This is a genomic window from Mobilicoccus sp. (assembly GCF_032060985.1).
Classification (GTDB): domain Bacteria; phylum Actinomycetota; class Actinomycetes; order Actinomycetales; family Dermatophilaceae; genus Mobilicoccus.
The window spans coordinates 122,586-139,487 of the sequence record NZ_DAMBGD010000001.1 but is presented as its reverse complement, the minus strand read 5'-3'; the positions used below and the strand labels follow the sequence as shown (position 1 = coordinate 139,487).

Annotated in this window: 15 protein-coding genes, 2 tRNA genes and 1 pseudogene; 7 read left to right on the top strand and 11 right to left on the bottom strand. The window is 71.9% G+C overall.

The features are described from left to right. Window positions 1–158: 158 nt before the first annotated feature. A complete protein-coding gene (gene rpmB / locus RT054_RS00575) occupies window positions 159–353 on the top strand; it encodes a 50S ribosomal protein L28 (protein WP_040158419.1) in 195 nt (64 codons plus the stop codon). Between the two features lie 257 nt (window positions 354–610). On the opposite strand, the gene thiL is transcribed toward rpmB, so the two are convergent. Continuing rightward, entirely contained in the window at window positions 611–1,582 is a 972-nt protein-coding gene (gene thiL / locus RT054_RS00570) for a thiamine-phosphate kinase (RefSeq protein ID WP_313021550.1), read from the bottom strand. 206 nt (window positions 1,583–1,788) lie between these two features. Here thiL and RT054_RS00565 point away from each other — a divergent pair, with 206 nt between their 5' ends. Both RT054_RS00565 and RT054_RS00560 read left to right on the top strand, forming a co-directional pair. Next, the gene (locus tag RT054_RS00565; RefSeq protein ID WP_312721395.1) at window positions 1,789–2,022 is read left to right on the top strand and encodes an Lrp/AsnC ligand binding domain-containing protein; all 234 of its coding nucleotides are present in this window, start codon (window positions 1,789–1,791) and stop codon (window positions 2,020–2,022) included. Between the two features lies 1 nt (window position 2,023). Beyond that, a complete protein-coding gene (locus RT054_RS00560; RefSeq protein ID WP_312721393.1) occupies window positions 2,024–2,506 on the top strand; it encodes a DUF3515 family protein in 483 nt (160 codons plus the stop codon). Between the two features lie 56 nt (window positions 2,507–2,562). On the opposite strand, the gene RT054_RS00555 is transcribed toward RT054_RS00560, so the two are convergent. Next, window positions 2,563–3,705 carry a D-alanine--D-alanine ligase family protein gene (locus RT054_RS00555; protein WP_313021547.1) on the bottom strand — a complete coding sequence of 381 codons (1,143 nt, stop codon included), beginning with the start codon at window positions 3,703–3,705 and terminating at the stop codon, window positions 2,563–2,565. Window positions 3,706–3,969: 264 nt separating this feature from the next. Between RT054_RS00555 and RT054_RS00550 the strand changes: the two genes are divergently transcribed. Beyond that, on the top strand, window positions 3,970–5,115 hold the full coding sequence (locus tag RT054_RS00550) for an aromatic acid exporter family protein (protein WP_313021815.1): 1,146 nt from the start codon (window positions 3,970–3,972) through the stop codon (window positions 5,113–5,115). Window positions 5,116–5,160: 45 nt separating this feature from the next. Here the strand turns inward: RT054_RS00550 and RT054_RS00545 are convergent, their stop codons facing one another. The 5 genes and pseudogenes from RT054_RS00545 to leuC form a co-directional block, all read right to left on the bottom strand. Continuing rightward, window positions 5,161–6,168 carry an NAD(P)H-dependent glycerol-3-phosphate dehydrogenase gene (locus RT054_RS00545; RefSeq protein WP_313021546.1) on the bottom strand — a complete coding sequence of 336 codons (1,008 nt, stop codon included), beginning with the start codon at window positions 6,166–6,168 and terminating at the stop codon, window positions 5,161–5,163. A 328-nt stretch (window positions 6,169–6,496) separates the two neighbouring features. Next, a pseudogene (locus tag RT054_RS16470) lies at window positions 6,497–6,829 on the bottom strand (lysophospholipid acyltransferase family protein); the annotation flags it as partial. Window positions 6,830–7,122: 293 nt separating this feature from the next. Beyond that, window positions 7,123–7,530 carry an HU family DNA-binding protein gene (locus tag RT054_RS00540; RefSeq protein ID WP_312721383.1) on the bottom strand — a complete coding sequence of 136 codons (408 nt, stop codon included), beginning with the start codon at window positions 7,528–7,530 and terminating at the stop codon, window positions 7,123–7,125. A 584-nt stretch (window positions 7,531–8,114) separates the two neighbouring features. Further along, the gene (gene leuD, locus RT054_RS00535) at window positions 8,115–8,702 is read right to left on the bottom strand and encodes a 3-isopropylmalate dehydratase small subunit (protein ID WP_312721381.1); all 588 of its coding nucleotides are present in this window, start codon (window positions 8,700–8,702) and stop codon (window positions 8,115–8,117) included. A 34-nt stretch (window positions 8,703–8,736) separates the two neighbouring features. After that, the gene (leuC, locus tag RT054_RS00530) at window positions 8,737–10,128 is read right to left on the bottom strand and encodes a 3-isopropylmalate dehydratase large subunit (protein WP_313021542.1); all 1,392 of its coding nucleotides are present in this window, start codon (window positions 10,126–10,128) and stop codon (window positions 8,737–8,739) included. 235 nt (window positions 10,129–10,363) lie between these two features. Between leuC and RT054_RS00525 the strand changes: the two genes are divergently transcribed. Then, the gene (locus RT054_RS00525; protein ID WP_312721377.1) at window positions 10,364–11,128 is read left to right on the top strand and encodes an IclR family transcriptional regulator; all 765 of its coding nucleotides are present in this window, start codon (window positions 10,364–10,366) and stop codon (window positions 11,126–11,128) included. Window positions 11,129–11,315: 187 nt separating this feature from the next. Here the strand turns inward: RT054_RS00525 and RT054_RS00520 are convergent. Together RT054_RS00520 and RT054_RS00515 are read right to left on the bottom strand one after the other, a co-directional pair. Further along, window positions 11,316–11,388, bottom strand: a tRNA-Glu gene (locus RT054_RS00520). Window positions 11,389–11,457: 69 nt separating this feature from the next. Next, window positions 11,458–11,529, bottom strand: a tRNA-Gln gene (locus RT054_RS00515). A 221-nt stretch (window positions 11,530–11,750) separates the two neighbouring features. Here RT054_RS00515 and RT054_RS00510 point away from each other — a divergent pair. Together RT054_RS00510 and RT054_RS00505 are read left to right on the top strand one after the other, a co-directional pair. Then, a complete protein-coding gene (locus RT054_RS00510; protein WP_312721375.1) occupies window positions 11,751–13,445 on the top strand; it encodes a glutamine--tRNA ligase/YqeY domain fusion protein in 1,695 nt (564 codons plus the stop codon). A gap of 9 nt (window positions 13,446–13,454) precedes the next feature. Continuing rightward, complete coding sequence (locus RT054_RS00505; RefSeq protein ID WP_313021537.1) at window positions 13,455–14,366, top strand: NAD-dependent protein deacetylase; 912 nt, start codon at window positions 13,455–13,457, stop codon at window positions 14,364–14,366. A 64-nt stretch (window positions 14,367–14,430) separates the two neighbouring features. Here the strand turns inward: RT054_RS00505 and RT054_RS00500 are convergent, their stop codons facing one another. After that, window positions 14,431–15,204, bottom strand: coding sequence for an HAD family hydrolase (locus RT054_RS00500; protein WP_313021533.1), 774 nt, complete (start codon window positions 15,202–15,204; stop codon window positions 14,431–14,433). Continuing rightward, window positions 15,201–16,745, bottom strand: coding sequence for a glutamate--tRNA ligase (gene gltX / locus RT054_RS00495; RefSeq protein WP_313021531.1), 1,545 nt, complete (start codon window positions 16,743–16,745; stop codon window positions 15,201–15,203). Before gltX ends, RT054_RS00500 begins: the two co-directional genes overlap by 4 nt. Window positions 16,746–16,902 lie beyond the last annotated feature (157 nt).

The window sequence follows — 16,902 nt, the reverse complement described above, 5'->3', positions numbered from 1 at the left end:
CCCCCGCGTCCACCGGCGCATTTGGGCGGCCCGAGCCCGGTGACGTACGCTTGGCCGGTTATCTCCGATCGATGCGTCGACCTCGCGTGCCCCCCGTGCGGCACCCGGTCACCCCGGTCGGGTCGAATCGTTCATCGTGAAATCACCAGGAGTGACCTGTGGCTGCCACCTGCGACGTCTGCGGCAAGGGACCGACCTTCGGTCACAACATCTCGCACTCGCACCGGCGCACCAACCGTCGTTGGACGCCGAACATCCAGAAGGTGCGCGCCTTCGTGGGTGCCGAGGGCAAGACCCCCAAGCGCCTCAACGTGTGCACCTCGTGCATCAAGGCCGGCAAGGTCGCCCGCTGACGCGGAGGCGCTGAGCCACCGGCCGTTCGCGGCCGGAGCACCGCACGACATCCGGCGTCGGACCACCCCACCCCAGGGGTCGGCTCCGACGCCCTTTGTCGTGCCCACCCCTTTGCGTGCGGGCCCCGCGTGCCGCGACGTCGACATCGCTCGGGCGATCGCGGACGCGCCGCTGCTCTCGAGTGCCCGCGTCGCGATCCGCCGCCCCACGCCGACCGTCACCGCCGGTACCGCCGTGCCCTCCCGGTGCGTCGCGCTCACCGCGAGGCGTCGAAGTGATCCCAGCCGCCGCCGCTGCGGGGGCGGCCGTCGACGAGCACACCGGGGCGCGAACCGTCGCACGCCCGGACGTGCCCGATCACGCGCCAGCCGTCGGGGACCGAGGCCTTCTCCTCGAACGTCGCGAGCAGTGAGTGCTCCTCACCGCCGGTGAGCACGCACTCCCGCGCCGCCTCCTCCCCCAGAGCGGGAACGAGCGCGGCGACGTCCTCACGCAGGAGGTCGGTCGAGAGGTCGAGCGCGACCCCACTCGCGCGGCCGATGCGACCGGCGTCGCGGACGAGGCCGTCGGAGAGGTCGATCATCGAGTGGGCGCCGCGGCGCGCGGCGAGCGGCCCTTGGCGCAACGGCGGCGTGGGCCGCAGGTGGGCCTGGACGAGATCCGGTGCGGCGGCGGCTCGTTCGTCACGCAGGAGGGCCCACCCGGCGGCGGACCGTCCCAGGGTGCCCGCGACGGCGACGACGTCGCCCGCCCGCGCGCCGCTGCGGAGCACGGGCCGCCGGCCCTCCATCGATCCGAACGCCGTGACGCTCACCATGACGGTCCCCGCGTCCGCTCCCGACAGATCGCCACCCACGGCGCAGGTGCCGGCCGCCCGCGCGGCCGTGCCGATCCCGCGGGCGAGACCCTCGCACCAGGAGACCTGCGTCTCCGGGTCGGCCGCCAGCGTGACGAGCAGCCCCGTCGGCACCCCGCCCATCGCGGCGATGTCGGCGCAGTTCTGCGCGACGGTCTTGTGCCCGACGTCCTCCCCGGTCGACCACGCGTCCAACCAGTCGTGGCCGCGGACCATCGTGTCGGTGGTCGCGAGGTAGCGCCCGTCGCCGGCGGTGAGCCACGCGGTGTCGTCACCGGGTCCGAGGAGTACCCGCGCATCGTGCCCACGCAGGAGCGGGACGAGGCGGGCGAGGAGCTCCTCCTCGGTGACATCACGCAGACGCAGGGCCACGGGCACACTCCTGGCTCGACGGGATGGGCGGAGGGGGATCCGACCAGATCGGGCGGCGTGGGCCGGGATACGCAAGGGGGGCGACCCTCCGGTGATCCTGACCGAATTATGGATGCTCGCACACGCACCCGCCGCTGGCAGGCACGGTACCGTCGGACCACCCGCGGGGCGCACCGACCCCGCCCGCGCCAGCGTAGGAGGCACCGATGGTCCAGGCGTACGTGCTCATCCAGACGGAGGTCGGCAAGTCCAGTTCGGTCGCCCAGTCGATCCGGGACATCAAGGGCGTCGTGGCCACCGACGAGGTGACCGGCCCCTACGACATCATCGCCAAACTCGAGGCCGTCAGCGTCGAGGAGCTCGGGTCGCTCGTCCTCGCCAAGGTGCAGGAGGTCTCGGGTATCACTCGCACGCTCACCTGCACCGTCGTGCACGCCTGAGGTGCTCGGCGCCCCCTCCACGCCTCGCCGCCGCGTCCACGTCCCGCTCGTGGGCGCGGCGGTCGTCGCGCTCACCGCGGTGGTCGCGGGGTGTGGCGGCGCCGTGGAGGTGAGTCCGCCCGCCGCGGCGTCCGACCCCGCCTGCGGGTCGGTGTCGTGGCCGAGTGAGGTCGCCGGCCTGGACCGGCGGTCGACGAGCCCCGACTCCCCCGCGACCGCCGCGTGGGCCGACCGGGGCGACGTCGCGATCATCGCCCGCTGCGGGGTGCCCGTGCCCGGCCCGACGACCGACGAGTGCCTCGGCGTCGACGGCGTCGACTGGATCGCCCACCGTCTCGACGACGGGATGCGGTTCACCACCTACGGGCGTGAGCCGGCCATCGAGGTACTCGTGCCGAACGCCTACGCGCCCGAACCCCTCGTGCTCTCCTCCTTCGCCGACGCGGCCGCCGCGGGCCGTGCCACGGGACATCGATGCAGTTGAGTCGCGCCCGAGGTGCGTGAGGGCGGCGCCTGGGACGGCCCGTCCCGGGCGGACGGTCACCGCAGGCCGACGCGCCTCGCGAGGGCGAGCTCGATGAGTTCGGTGATGAGGTCCTGATAGCTCATCCCGCTCGCGAGCCACATCTGGGGGTACATCGAATGGGGGGTGAACCCCGGCATCGTGTTGATCTCGTTGACGAGGACCTCGCCCTCGGGGGTGTAGAAGAAGTCGACCCGCGCGAGGCCCTCGCAGCCGGCCGCCTCGAACGCCTCGGCGGCGAGCGCACGGATGCGCGTGGCGTCGGCCTCGGGCAGGTCCGCGGGGCAGGAGAGGACGACCTCGCTCTCGGCGAGGTACTTGGCGTCGAAGTCGTAGAAGCCGTGACCGCTCTCGACGACGATCTCACCGAGCAGGCTCGTCCGCGGCGCGTCGTGCCCACGTCCCTGGAGGACGCCGCACTCGATCTCCCGGCCGACGATGCCCTGTTCGACGACGACCTTGGGGTCGTGGATCCGCGCAGCCTCGACGGCGGCCTCGAGCTGCTCGCGGGTCTCGACGCGGCTGATCCCCACACTCGAGCCGGCGCGGGCGGGCTTGACGAACAACGGGAACGTCATCGCGCAGGCGGCGTCGAGGGCGGCCTGGGGGTCGGTGCACCACTGTCGATCGGTGATCGTGACGAACGGTCCGATGGGCAGGCCGTGACTCGCGAGAACGCCCTTCATCGCGTGCTTGTCCATCATGCTCGCCGAGGCGAGGACACCGCAGCCGACGTAGGGGATGTCGCCGAGCTCGAGCATGCCCTGGATCGTGCCGTCCTCCCCGAACGGGCCGTGGAGCAGCGGGAACACGACGTCGACCTCACCGAGCGCGGAGACCGGTGAGGCACCGGCGGCGTCGAGGGCGGTGTCGGCGGCCCCCACGTCGACGAGGGATCGGTCGCCGGTGGCGAGCGGCAGGCGCAGGTCGCCCCGGCCGGTGACCTCGGGGGTGTGCCCGCGGGCGAGGGCGAGCTCGGCGAGATCGGCGCCTCCGAGCACCCATCGCCCGTCACGGGCGATCCCGATCGGAACGATCTCGTACCGGTCGGCGTCGATCGCGGACATCACCCCGGCGGCGGTGGCGCACGAGACGGCGTGTTCGGAGGAACGGCCGCCGTACACGAGGGCGACCCGGGTCTTGGGCTGCGTGGTGCTCATCGACCCCGACAGTACCCGCCGGGAAACCCGTTCCCCCGCCACCGTGACGAGCCGCACGAAACCGGCGAACCGGCCTCCTGGTTCAATGAAGAGGTGGCTGCGGCGGGGGTCGACGACGGGCCGGGGCCTCCACGGGAGCGCCTCCGCCTCTCTCGGCGACTGCCACGGCCCGTCCGGCGTGTGCTCCGCCGCGCGCTCGCCTGGGCCTGGCCCGGGCACCCGACGACGTGGCGGGACGTTCCCCGTCGCCTTCGTCCACCCTTGGTGGAGATCCTGCGACTCACGGCGGCGGCCGTCGTCGCCTACCTGTTCGTCCTCGGGCTCACCGGCGAGCGTCAGGACCTCACCGGGTCGCTGACGGCGCTGCTCGTCGTGCAGGCGAGCACCTACTCGACGTTGAAGATGGGCCTGGTCCGCGTCGGTGCCGTCCTCACCGGGGTCGTCGTCGCGGTCCTGCTCACGAACTGGTTCGGGCTGACCTGGTGGTCCCTCGGGGCCGCCGTGGCCCTGGCGCTCCTGCTCGGTCGCGTGCTGCGGCTCGGCGACCAGATGCTCGAGACGCCGATCTCGGCGATGCTCATCCTCGCCGTCCACGGCTCGGGCGTCGCGGTGCAGACGAGAGTCGTCACGACCCTCATCGGCGCCGCCGTGGGCGTGGCGTTCGGGCTGCTCCTCGCCCCTGCGGTGCCCGCACGCAAGGCCGCGATCGAGGTACGACGCGCCGCGGACGAGATCGGCGCCGTGCTGCGCACCTCGGCGCAGTCGATGCGACGACACGAGGTGATCCGCGACGACGTGGAGACCTGGCTGGACTCGACCCGCCGGTGCGGGGCGCAGGTGGCGACCGCCTCGGCGCGGGTGTCGGACGTCGGGGACAGTCGACGCATGAACGTGTGGGCGCTCGGCTCGCGCAGCGGGGAGACGACGTTGCGCGCCGGCCTCGACACGGTCGACGGGGTGTTGCGCGCCATCATCGCCCTCTACATCGTGCTCCTCCGGGAGCTGCCGCGGGAGGGCACCCAGGAGGACCCGTTCGACGAGGCCATCCGGCCCGCGTTCGCGGTGGTCCTCGACACGATGGCCGAGTCGATCCATGCCTTCGGCGGGCTGCTGGAGGCGGAGTTCGGCGACGACCCCGTCGGCGTCGAACAGCACTTCGTCGAGACCCTCGAGAACCTCCGCGAGAGCCGCGCCATCCTCACCGAGCTCATGCTCGTCGACCCGGCCTCGGGCACGCAGCAGTGGCTGCTCCGCGGCTCGGTGCTCTCGGCCGTCGAGCAGACCCTCAGCCAGCTCGACGTCCTCGAGGACGTGCGCCGCGACCGTGAGGAGCGGCGTCGCCGTCCCACCTTCGTCGCCGTCCTCAGCGAGGCGGACCTCCGGCCGCGCCCCTTCGCGGGCACGGACTGACCCCCGATGGTCGGGCGCGGTCCATCCCGCCGCCCGACTCGGTGCTCAGGCCGTCTCCGGTTTGCGTTGACGGGACATGAGGGCGTCGACGATGAGTTCGGGACGTTGGCCGTCGGCGACCATCGCGACGACGGACTCGACGATCGGGACGTCGACGCCGGCCCCACGGGCGAGGGCGAGGACGGATTCGCAGGAGGTGACGCCCTCGGCGGTCTGGCCGATCGCGGCGACGACGTCGGTGACCGTGCCTCCACGACCGAGGCCGACCCCGACGCGGTGGTTGCGCGAGAGCGGCGACATGCACGTCGCGATGAGGTCCCCGACGCCGGCGAGGCCGGAGAACGTCGCCTCGTCGGCGCCGAGCGCGACGCCGAGGCGACCCGTCTCGGCGAGGCCGCGGGTGATGACGCTCGCCTTGGAGTTGTCCCCGAGCCCGAGGCCCTCGGCGGCGCCGACCGCGAGCGCGATGACGTTCTTCGTCGCACCGGCGATCTCGGCGCCGACGACGTCGGTCGAGGTGTAGGGCCGGAACCACGGGGACTGGCAGGCCGTGGCGACGAGGTCCGCGGTCTCGGCGTCGGAGGCGGCGACGACGCCCGCGGCGGGCTGGCGGGCGGCGATCTCACGCGCGAGGTTGGGTCCGGAGACCACGGCCACACGCTCGGGCGCGGCGCCGGTGGCCTGACGGATCACCTCGCTCATCCGGCATCCGGTCCGCAGCTCGATGCCCTTCGCGAGCGACACGAGCGGCGCATGGTCGGGCAGGTGCGGGGCCCAGTCGACGAGCCCGTCCCGCAGCTTCTGTGCCGGCATCGCGAGGACGACGAGGTCCGTGTCCTCCAACGCCTCGACCACGGACGACGTCGCGGTGACCTGCGGCGGCAGGTCGACGTCGGGGAGGTAGTCGGGATTGCGGCCGGTGCGGTTGATGCTGTCGGCGAGCTCGGGGCGACGCGCCCAGAGGCGCACGTCGAGGCCGGCGTCGGCGAGGACGAGCGAGAACGCGGTGCCCCAGCTCCCCGCCCCGACGACGGTGGCGCGTTCGGCGATCATGGCTGCTCCTCGGGGTGGGTGGGCACACGGCGACCGAGCGCGAGGTCCACCGCCCCGGGGGCGGAGTCTCCCCACGGATCTCGGCGACGAGCCCGGTGATCGCCTCCATGACGCGGTCGGCCGCGGCGAGGAGGTCGTCGCGGGTGACGGTACCCGGCGAGAGGTCCGACAGGTCCACCGGCGGTCCGACGCGCATGTGCATCGTCTTGCGCGGCCACGGCTGCAGGCGGGTCGTGCCGCGCGGCATGAGGTCCTGGGCACCCCACTGCCCGAGCGGCACGAGGGGGCATCCGGTGGCGAGCGCGATCCGGACGACGCCGGTCTTGCCGCGCATGGGCCACAGATCCGGGTCCTTGGTGATCGTCGACTCCGGCATGACGACGACGGTCTTGCCCGCGCGGACGGCCTCGACGGCGTCGGCGTAGGCGGAGATCGCCTCACCCGTGCCCCGGCGGACCGGGACCTGACCCGCCGCGGTGAGCCAGCGTCCGAGGAGCGGCAGCTCGAACAGGGCGTCCTTCGCGAGGAAGAACGGCGGGTGACCGTTGTCGTGGAGGAACCGGCCGAGGGCGGAGGGATCCGCGTAGGAGATGTGGTTGGCGGCGACGACGCAGCCCCCGTTCGGGAGGTGCTCGGTGCCCTGCCAGTCGCTGTCGGTCATCACTCGGATGGGGCCGAACATCGACACCACCGCCGACCGATAGGCGAAGGATCGTTCGATCCCCCGCTGCCGCACCTTCGATGACGTCACGCCGTGCCTCTCGTCCGCTCACTCGTCCCGTCGGCGTGACCTGGGTCTCGCGCCGACTCGTCGACATCCTCGCCGGTGGCGGGGCGGGATGTCGAGAATCGGGCCTGCGAATCAGCGAAGCATGAGGGATGGGGCGTGCGCCGACACGACGACGCCCCGCCCACCGGGTGAGGGGACCGGTGGGCGGGGCGTCGGGACGCGGGTCAGGCGCTCTGGCGCCCGCCCTTGCCCTTCTTGCCCTTGGACGCGGCGATCGCGGCCTCGGCCTTGGCGCGGACCTCGGACGCGGTTCCCGCGGCGGCGCGGGCGGCGGCCGGGCCGGACTTCGGCAGCGTCGCCGGCTCGGCGACGTAGAGCTTGAACGCCGTGCCGGGACGGAACTTCGGCACCGCGGTCGACTCGATGCGCACCGACTCACCGGTGCGCGGGTTACGACCCGTGCGGGCCGCGCGGTCGACGCGTTCGAAGGTGCCGAAACCGGTGATCCCGACCTTCCCTCCGTGAGCGACCTCGCGGATGATGACGTCGAAGATCGCCTCGATGGCGTCCGACGCCGCCTTGCGACCGCCCAGACGCGACTCGAGCGCGTCGACCAGATCAGCCTTGTTCATTTCTCTCCCTCCAGAGACGGGTGGCTCGCGATGCGGGCCGGTTTGAGCCGTGGCAAGAGGCTCAAGACCCCTCCACGTCCATGTGCAGGCCAGGTGATGCCGGGCCATCCATTCGTCGTGCTCGCGAGCACCCAGGCAGGGCGATCACGGTGAGACGGCGGGCGCCTCACGCCCCACCTATCGGCACGAAGTCCCCTCGCTCGCAGGGGAACCGGTCGCACCCCCCGTGGCGCCCCCACCGAATCCGCCCCCGTGGCCGATGAATTCCCAGGTCAGAGGGCCTATGGGCAGAGATACGTCACGGGGTGGGAGCAGCGGCGTCCACAGCCCAATCCCGGGCGCGGAGAGCGGAAGACGACGGGGTGGGACCGTGCCCCGTGGGCACGCGACGGCGAGGGGGACGCGCCGCCGGGCATGCGACGGCGCGGTGCCGCCCGAAGGCACGGGCCGCCACGCCGCAGCGCCGCATCGCGGCCATGCCGCGGCCACGCCGCGCCGCCACGCTGCCACGTGTGACCGCGCACGGGTGGACGTGACGGGTCGTCACGGAGGGAGAGCGCCGGGCCCCGGACCCGGCGGGCGGTTCAGAGGGTCGTGGGGGTGTACGAGGGACGGGCACCCTCGTAGGCCAGGATGTCGTCCTCGTGGGTGAGCGTGACGTCGATGTCGTCGAGGCCGTTGAGCAGCCGGTAGCGCTGGTAGTCGTCGACCTCGAAGCCCACGACGGTCTCACCGCAGGTGATGGTGCGGTTCTCGAGGTCGACGGTCACGGGGGTCCCGGGCTGCTCCTCGAGCAGCTTCTGCAGCAGGTCGACGTCACTCGGTTCGCAGCGGGCGGTGAGCAGACCGGCCTTGCCGGAGTTGCCACGGAAGATGTCGGCGAACCGGGAGGAGATGACGACCCGGAAGCCGTAGTCCATGAGCGCCCACACCGCGTGTTCGCGGGAGGAGCCGGTGCCGAAGTCGGGGCCCGCGACGAGGACGCTCGCGCCGGCGTACTCGGGCCGGTTGAGGACGAAGTCGGGCTCGGCGCGCCAGCCCGCGAACAGGCCGTCCTCGAACCCGGTCCGTGTCACGCGCTTGAGGTAGACGGCGGGGATGATCTGGTCGGTGTCGACGTCGCTGCGGCGCAGGGGCACGCCGACGCCGGTGTGCGTCGTGAACTTCTCCATGGGGTTCTCCTGAGGCGGTCGTGCGGCGCGGCGGTCAGAGGTCGGCGGGCGCGGCGAGGCGTCCGCGCACGGCGGTGGCGGCGGCGACGGCCGGGCTGACGAGGTGGGTGCGTCCGCCCTTGCCCTGGCGTCCCTCGAAGTTGCGGTTGCTCGTCGAGGCGCACCGCTCCCCCGGCGCGAGCTTGTCGGGATTCATCGCGAGACACATCGAACACCCGGGCAGGCGCCATTCCGCCCCGGCCCCCGTGAAGACGGTGTCGAGACCCTCGCGCTCCGCCTGCGCCGCGACCTGACCCGAGCCGGGCACGACGAGCATCCGCACCCCGTCGGCGACCCGACGTCCGCGGAGGACGTCGGCGACGGCCCGCAGGTCCTCGATGCGTCCGTTCGTGCACGACCCGACGAACACGGTGTCGACGGGGACCTCCCGCAGCGGCGTGCCGGGTTCGAGGCCCATGTAGTCGAGGGCGTTGCGGGTCGCCTCGCGCTCCTGGGCGTCGGCGATCGCCTCGGGGTCGGGCACGCAGGCCCCGAGGGGGGCGCCCTGGCCGGGGTTGGTGCCCCACGTGACGAACGGGGTGAGCTCGGCGGCGTCGAGGTGGACCTCGGTGTCGAACCTCGCGTCCGCCTCGGTCCGCAGGGTCGTCCAGTCCGCGACGGCGGCGTCCCAGTCCGCACCCGTCGGCGCGTGCGGACGCCCCTTGAGGTAGGCGAAGGTCGTCTCGTCCGGGGCGATCATGCCCGCGCGGGCACCCGCCTCGATCGACATGTTGCACATCGTCATCCGGGCCTCCATCGACAGCGCCTCGATCGCACTGCCGCGGTACTCGATGACGTGGCCCTGGCCGCCGCCGGTGCCGATCTTCGCGATGACGGCGAGGATGACGTCCTTGCTCGTCACCCCGGGCGGGAGGTCGCCGTCGATGGTGACCGACATGGTCTTGAACGGCTTGAGCGGCAGGGTCTGCGTGGCCATGACGTGCTCGACCTCGCTCGTGCCGATGCCGAAGGCCAGCGCCCCGAACGCGCCGTGGGTGGAGGTGTGGGAGTCACCGCAGACGACCGTCATGCCCGGCTGGGTGAGCCCGAGCTCCGGGCCGATGATGTGGACGATGCCCTGCTGCGCGTCGCCCATGGGGTGCAGGCGGACGCCGAACTCCTCGCAGTTGCGGCGCAGCGTCTCGACCTGGGTGCGGCTGGTCTCGTCGGTGATCGGGCCGGGGAGGGTGGGGACGTTGTGGTCCTCGGTCGCGATCGTGAGGTCCGGGCGGCGGAGTCGGCGTCCCGCGAGTCGGAGACCGTCGAAGGCCTGAGGACTCGTCACCTCGTGCACGAGGTGGAGGTCGATGTACAGCAGGTCCGGTTCGTCCGCCGCCGATCGGACGACGTGTCTCTGCCAGACCTTCTCGGCCAGGGTGCCGCTCATGGTGCTCCTTCTGCGTGCCGGTTGCCGCGGTGTCCTGCGGGCGACGCGGTGCCTGCGCGCCCGTGCGGTGTCGTGCGCCACCGTCGTGATGCGTTGCCGTGGCGCGCCGCCGGTCGTGGGGGCGCGCGCCTCGCGCCCGTGCTGCCGGGCCGTGCAGACAGGCTAGGACGAGGGCATGTGAAGTTCAGGATGTGAAGCACTTGCGTCTCATGAGTCGAGACGGCAAGATGCCTGCATGGAGAAGTCCAGTGGTGTCGGAGTGCTCGACAAGGCCGCGACCGTCCTCGGCGCCCTCGAGGCGGGGCCGGCCACCCTCGCCCAGCTCGTCGCGAGCACCGGACTGGCGCGCCCGACGGCGCACCGGCTCGCCGTGGCCCTCGAGCATCACCGACTCGTCTCCCGCGACATGCAGGGCCGCTTCATCCTCGGCCCCCGCCTCGGCGAACTCGCCTCCGCCGCCGGTGAGGACCGCCTCCTCGCCGCCGCCGGCGCCGTCCTCGGCGCCTTGCGCGACCACACGCACGAGAGCGCCCAGCTGTTCCGTCGACAGGGCGACATGCGCATCTGCGTCGCCGCGGCCGAGCGTCCGATGGGCCTTCGTGACTCCATCCCCGTCGGCGCGACCCTGTCGATGCTCGCCGGCTCCGCCGCCCAGGTGCTTCTCGCCTGGGAGGAGCCCGACCGCCTCCACCGCGGCCTGCAGGGCGCCGAGTTCACCGCGACGACGCTCTCCGGCGTCCGCCGCCGTGGCTGGTCGCAGAGCGTCGGCGAGCGCGAGCCCGGGGTCGCCTCGGTGAGCGCACCCGTCCGCAACCCCGCCGGCCGCGTCATCGCCGCGGTGTCGATCTCGGGCCCCATCGAGCGCGTCTCGCGTCAGCCCGGCCGTCTCCACGCCGCCACGGTCGTCGCCGGCGCCAACAAGCTCACCGAGGTCCTCCAGCGCGCCCACGCGGCCCAGCAGGGCAACGCCGCCGCCCAGGACTCCCGCCACGCGGACTGAGGCGAGCGAGCACCCGACCCGTCCCCGAGGTCGCAGGCGACGATGCGGCGTGGTGGTCGCCATGACAGCCCCATCCCCGCATCCTCGGCTGCGACCTCGGCGCCTTGAGAGTCGGGAGCACGGCGTGGAACTGCGCCAGGAATGACGAAAGCCCGCCTCCATGACGGAGGCGGGCTTTCCTTCGATGTAGCCCCGACCGGATTCGAACCGGCGCTACCGCCTTGAGAGGGCGGCGTGCTAGGCCACTACACAACGGGGCCGTAGAACTGCTGGTGAAGACTATCTGAACGATCGTCCTCGTCCAAATCGAGGTGAACCTCGTTTCGGAGCTGGGGTACCAGGACTCGAACCTAGACTAACTGAACCAGAATCAGTCGTGCTGCCAATTACACCATACCCCATGGGGTATCCCGGGCCCGGCGCCACACCTGCCCGAAGGACGGGTGAGCGGTGCGCCCGCGATCACGAGGAGACACTCTAGCCGTTCGCGGCCGGGCATCCCAAATCCGCACGTGCGCGGAGGCACCGACCCCGGTCCGCCCGGTCACCGCCCGGCGCGGCAGGCCGTCCGCCCGGCGAGGAGCCCGTCCCCGGATTCGGCACCCACGGTAGGATCGAACCCATGACCGAGGCCGTGCCCCCTACCCCCACCAGCGACTTCGTGCGCGACGAGATCCGCGTCGACATCGAGGCCGGCACCTACGGCGGGCGGGTGCAGACACGGTTCCCCCCCGAGCCCAACGGCCACCTGCACATCGGCCACGCCAAGGCCATCTGCGTCGATTTCGGCATCGCCGACGACTTCGACGGCCGCTGCAACCTCCGCCTCGACGACACCAACCCCGACGTCGAGGAGGTCGAGTTCGTCGACTCGATCCAGGAGGACATCGCCTGGCTGGGATACGAACCCGCCTCCGTGCGTTTCGCCTCCGACTACTTCGAGCAGTTGTACGCCTGGGCGGAGCGTCTCGTGGAACAGGGCAAGGCCTATGTCGACGAACAGGACGGCGAGACCATCTCCGCACAACGGGGCGGATACGGAAAACCGGGAATCGAATCCCCTTACCGCGATCGACCGGTCGACGAGAATCTCACCGAGCTCCGTCGTATGCGGGCCGGTGAGTACCCCGACGGCTCGCGGGTGTTGCGCGCGAAGATCGACATGCAGAGCGAGAACATGCAGCTGCGCGACCCCGTGATGTACCGCATCCGCCACAGCCACCACCACCGCACCGGCGACACGTGGTTCATCTACCCCACGTACGACTGGGCGCACGGACAGTCCGACGCGGTCGAGGGCGTCACGCACTCCCTGTGCACCCTGGAGTTCCGCAGCAACCGTCCGCTGTACGACTGGTACCTCGCCCACCTCCCCCTCGAGCAGACCGCACCCAAACAACGCGAGTTCGCCCGCCTCGAGCTCACCCACACGGTCACGAGCAAGCGTCGCCTCAGGGCTCTCGTCGAGGACGGCATCGTCGACGGGTGGGACGACCCGCGCATGCCCACGCTCTCCGGTCTGCGTCGGCGCGGCTACCCGCCCGCCGCGATCCGCGAGTTCTGCGCCTACATCGGTCTCACGCGCACCAACAGCCGCCACGACATCGAACTCCTCGAGAGCTTCGTGCGCACCCACCTCAATCGCACGAGCCAGCGGCGCATGGCGGTCCTGCGGCCGCTCGAGGTCGTCGTCGACAATTGGCCGAGCAACGACGACGGGACCCCGTACGTCGACCACTTCGACGTCGTCAACAACCCCGAGAACCCCGACGACGGCACCCGCAGCGTCCCCTTCACCGGGCGCCTGTTCATCGAGCGCGACGACTTCGCCGAGGTCCCGCCGCCGAAGTTCTTCCGCCTCTCCCCCGGCCGTGAGGTCCGCCTCCGCGGGGCCTACCTCGTCACGTGCACCGACGTCGAGAAGAACGACGCCGGGGAGGTCACCCGCGTCCACGTCACGATGGACCCGGAGTCGCGCGGCGGCACGGCGCCGGACGGGCGTAAGGTCAAGTCGACGATGCACTGGGTGTCGGCGGAGCACGCGGTCGACGCGCGGGTCGCGCTGTACGAGCGGCTCTTCTCGGCGCCCATCCCCGGCGAGCGCACCGGCGACGCGATGGACGACCTCGACCCCGCCAGCGTCGAACTCCTCGACGCCAAGGTCGAACCGGCCCTCGCCGACACCGCGCCCGGCGAGGTCGTCCAGTTCGAACGGCTCGGGTACTTCGCCCACGACCCCCGCACCCCGATGCTCTTCCACCGCACCGTGGGCCTGCGCGACGAATGGGCGAACATCCAGAAGCGCGCGGCCCGATGAGGGGCTGAGGTGCACGCCCCGCACCCCGACGCGGCCGAGCTCGAGATCCTTGCCGACCTCCTGTCCGGCGGGCGGATCTGTCTGCTCACGGGGGCGGGCATGAGCACGGAGTCCGGCATCCCGGACTACCGCGGTCCCGACGGCGCGCGCCGCGTGCAACCGATGACCTACCAGGAGTTCACCGCCGGCAGCGACTCGCGGCGACGGTACTGGTCGCGCGCGCACGTGGGATGGCAGCGCTTCGCCGCATCCGCGCCCAACGCCGGGCACCGCGTCGTCGCCGCGCTGCAGCGACACGGGTTCGCGGACTCGGTCATCACCCAGAACGTCGACGGACTCCACCAGGCCGCCGGAGCACGCGAGGTCATCGAACTCCACGGCACGCTGTCGCTCGTGCGCTGCCTCACCTGTGAGGACCGCACTCCCCGCGAGGTGGTGGAGCAACGCCTCGCCCACCTCAACCCGGGGTTCGCCGCGCGCGTGCGCACGGGGGAGATCCGTCCCGACGGGGACGTCACCCTGGCCGAGGACGACGTCGCCGAGTTCGTCCTCGCCACCTGCCGGGTCTGCGGCGCCGACACCCTCAAACCCGACGTCGTCTACTTCGGGGAGAACGTCCCCAAGGACCGCGTCGCCCGCGCCTACGAGGCGGTCGACGCCTCCCGCGCGCTGCTCGTCCTCGGGTCGAGCCTGTCGGTGATGAGCGGGTACCGGTTCGTGCGACACTCCCGCAAGGCCGGCCGGCCGATCGGGATCATCACCCGCGGACACACTCGCGGCGACGCCGAGGCGACCCATCGCATCGACGCCGGTCTCGGTGAATCCCTCGTCGCCCTCGCCGGTCTCCTCGGCCTGGACGAGGACTTCGGGCCCGTCGTGGACGGGGAGTACGCCACCGGCCTGCCCCTCGGGCTCACCTGACGTCCCGACGGTCGTCTCCGTGTCCGGCCCTCGGGCCGACCCCGTGACGGTGGCTCTTCCGCGGCTACGGGCCGGCCTGGAACCAGGAGGCGACGGCGGCGAGGTCGGGGACGACGCGGACGCGGGGATCCTCGACCGGCGTGCCCCAGCCGGCGTTGCGGGGCTCGGGACGACCGGGACGTTGCAGCCACGCAACGCGCATCCCGGCGGCCAGACCCCCCACGACGTCGGTGTGCAGGGTGTCGCCGACGACGACGGTCTGCTCGCGCCGGCCTCCGACGAGCGCCATCGCGCGGGTGAAGATCGCCGGGTCGGGCTTGCCGACACCGAGGGTGTCGGTCGTGACGACGGGACCGCGCCCGCGGAGACCGACGGCGTCGAGCTTGACCTCGGTCTGTTCGTGCCCGGAGTTCGTGACGAACCCGACCGCCACCCCTGCCGCCGAGGCGCCGTCGAGAAGGGCGAGCGCGTCGTCGAACATCACCTGGGAGCGGGCGAAGGCCACGCGGTACGCCTCCTCGAAACGCTCGAACCCCTTCTCCGGCAGCCCGCTCCGGCGACAGGCCTCGTGGTAGCGCGCGGCCCGCATCTCGGCGAACGCGAACTCGCCCCGGGTGTAGGCGTCGAAATATCCGCGCGGGTCGTCGTAGAAGATCTCGGAGACTCGGGCATGCAGCTCGGCCGCCTCCTGCGGCCAGGCCGCGGCAGCGCCGGTCGCGCACGAGCTGCGCATCGCGGCCTGCGTGTCGACGAGCGTGTCGTCGATGTCGAGCAGCAGCCCGCGGACCGGTTCGGCCCACGGATCTGCTCGAGCCCCGGCCGGACCCACCTGCGTCACAGCGAGGCGCGCAGGGTGCGCAGACGGACGAGGGTGCTGTGCCGGCCGAGGATCTCCATCGACTCGAACAGCGGCGGGGAGACCCGCTTGCCCGAGATCGCGGTGCGGAGCGGGCCGAACGCGACCTTGGGCTTGAGGCCCATCCCCTCGACCAGCGCGGCGCGCAACGCGGCCTCGATGTGTGCGTGGGTCCACCCGCGGCCCTCGCCGAAGATGTCGCCCTCGTCGGTCGGGAGGCCCTCGAGCGCCTCGATCGCGGCGTCGAGCACGGCGGGGGCGTCGTCCTTGAGCTGGGCGCGCGCGTCGTCGTCCACGGGCACCGCGTCGTCGGGGACGTAGAACGGCGCGACCTGCGGGCCCGCCTTCGTCAGGTGGGTGAGACGCGGCTGGATGAGCGCGGTCACCGCCTCGAGCCGGCCGAACTCCCCCAGGCTGGGGTTCTGCGGCAGGACGCCCTCGGCGACGAGGTGCGGCAACAGCCGCGCGGCGAGCTCGTGGGTCTCGAGGTCACGGATGTAGACCCCGTTGAGCCAGTCGAGCTTGGTGAGGTCGAAGATCGGCCCCACGGGGTTGACCTTGGTCCAGTCGAACCCCTCGCTGAACTCGGCGAACGAGAACACCTCGCGTTCGACCCGCTCGCCGCCCTCACCCGCCTCGATGATCGGCGGGTACCCCAGCAGTGCGAGGAAGTTGACGAGCGCCTCGGGGAGGTAGCCCTCCTCGCGGAACCACGTGAGCCGCGCCTCGGGGTTCTTGCGCTTGCTGATCTTGGACTTGTTCGCGTTGCGCAGCAGCGGCATGTGCGCGAACTTGGGCTCCGGCAGACCGAGCCACCGGTAGAGCAGCAGGTGCTTGGGCGTCGAGGAGATCCACTCCTCACCGCGGACGACGTGGGTGATGCCCATCTCGTGGTCGTCGACGACGACCGCCAGGTGGTACGTGGGGAATCCGTCGGCCTTGCGGATGACCTGGTCGTCCGGGCGCGGGGCCTTGAGCGTGCCGCGGATGAGGTCGTCGAACTCCAGCGGCACGTCGTCGGGGACGAGCATCCGCACGACGGGGGTCTCGGAGAACCCGGGGAGCTTCGCCCGTTCCTCCCGGGTCTTGCCGTGGCACAGGCGGTCGTACCCGGTGACCGACGTCTTGGACTTCTCCTGCTCGGCACGCAGCTCCTTGAGCCGGTCGGCGGAACACCAGCAGTAGTAGGCGTGGCCGTCCTCGATGAGCTTCTCGACGTACGGCGCGTACGTGCCCAACCGCTCCGACTGCCGGTACGGCGCGTAGGGTCCACCCACGTCGGGGCCCTCGTCCCAGGTGAGCCCGAGCCAGTCGAGGGTGTCGAACAACTGCGCCTCGCTGTCGGCCCGGAACCGTGCCCGGTCCGTGTCCTCCACCCGGAGGACGAACGCGCCACCGTACTTGCGGACGAACGCGAGGTTGAACAGGGCCATGTAGGCGGTACCGACGTGAGGGTCACCCGTGGGCGACGGGGCCACCCGCAGACGCGGGGCCGGATCGGGGGTCGAAGCTGTGGTCGTCATGATGCGGCCCAGCCTACCGATCTGCCGGGGTCCGCCCCCCTTGCGTCGTACATCGATGCCGTGTGCCGGCGCCCGCGGTCCCGGCTCACGAAGCGTCGCAGGTCAGAGCCCCGCCACTGTCCACGAAGGGAGAGGCTGTCATCGGTGTACGACGGAA

Coding starts and splice junctions, on each gene's coding strand:
- RT054_RS00565 (WP_312721395.1), top strand. CDS start 1,789: ATGGTCCAGGCGTACGTGCTCATCCAGACGGAGGTCGGCAAGTCCAGT.
- RT054_RS00555 (WP_313021547.1), bottom strand. CDS start 3,705: ATGAGCACCACGCAGCCCAAGACCCGGGTCGCCCTCGTGTACGGCGGC.
- RT054_RS00545 (WP_313021546.1), bottom strand. CDS start 6,168: ATGATCGCCGAACGCGCCACCGTCGTCGGGGCGGGGAGCTGGGGCACC.
- RT054_RS00540 (WP_312721383.1), bottom strand. CDS start 7,530: ATGAACAAGGCTGATCTGGTCGACGCGCTCGAGTCGCGTCTGGGCGGT.
- leuD (WP_312721381.1), bottom strand. CDS start 8,702: ATGGAGAAGTTCACGACGCACACCGGCGTCGGCGTGCCCCTGCGCCGC.
- leuC (WP_313021542.1), bottom strand. CDS start 10,128: ATGAGCGGCACCCTGGCCGAGAAGGTCTGGCAGAGACACGTCGTCCGA.
- RT054_RS00525 (WP_312721377.1), top strand. CDS start 10,364: ATGGAGAAGTCCAGTGGTGTCGGAGTGCTCGACAAGGCCGCGACCGTC.
- RT054_RS00510 (WP_312721375.1), top strand. CDS start 11,751: ATGACCGAGGCCGTGCCCCCTACCCCCACCAGCGACTTCGTGCGCGAC.
- gltX (WP_313021531.1), bottom strand. CDS start 16,745: ATGACGACCACAGCTTCGACCCCCGATCCGGCCCCGCGTCTGCGGGTG.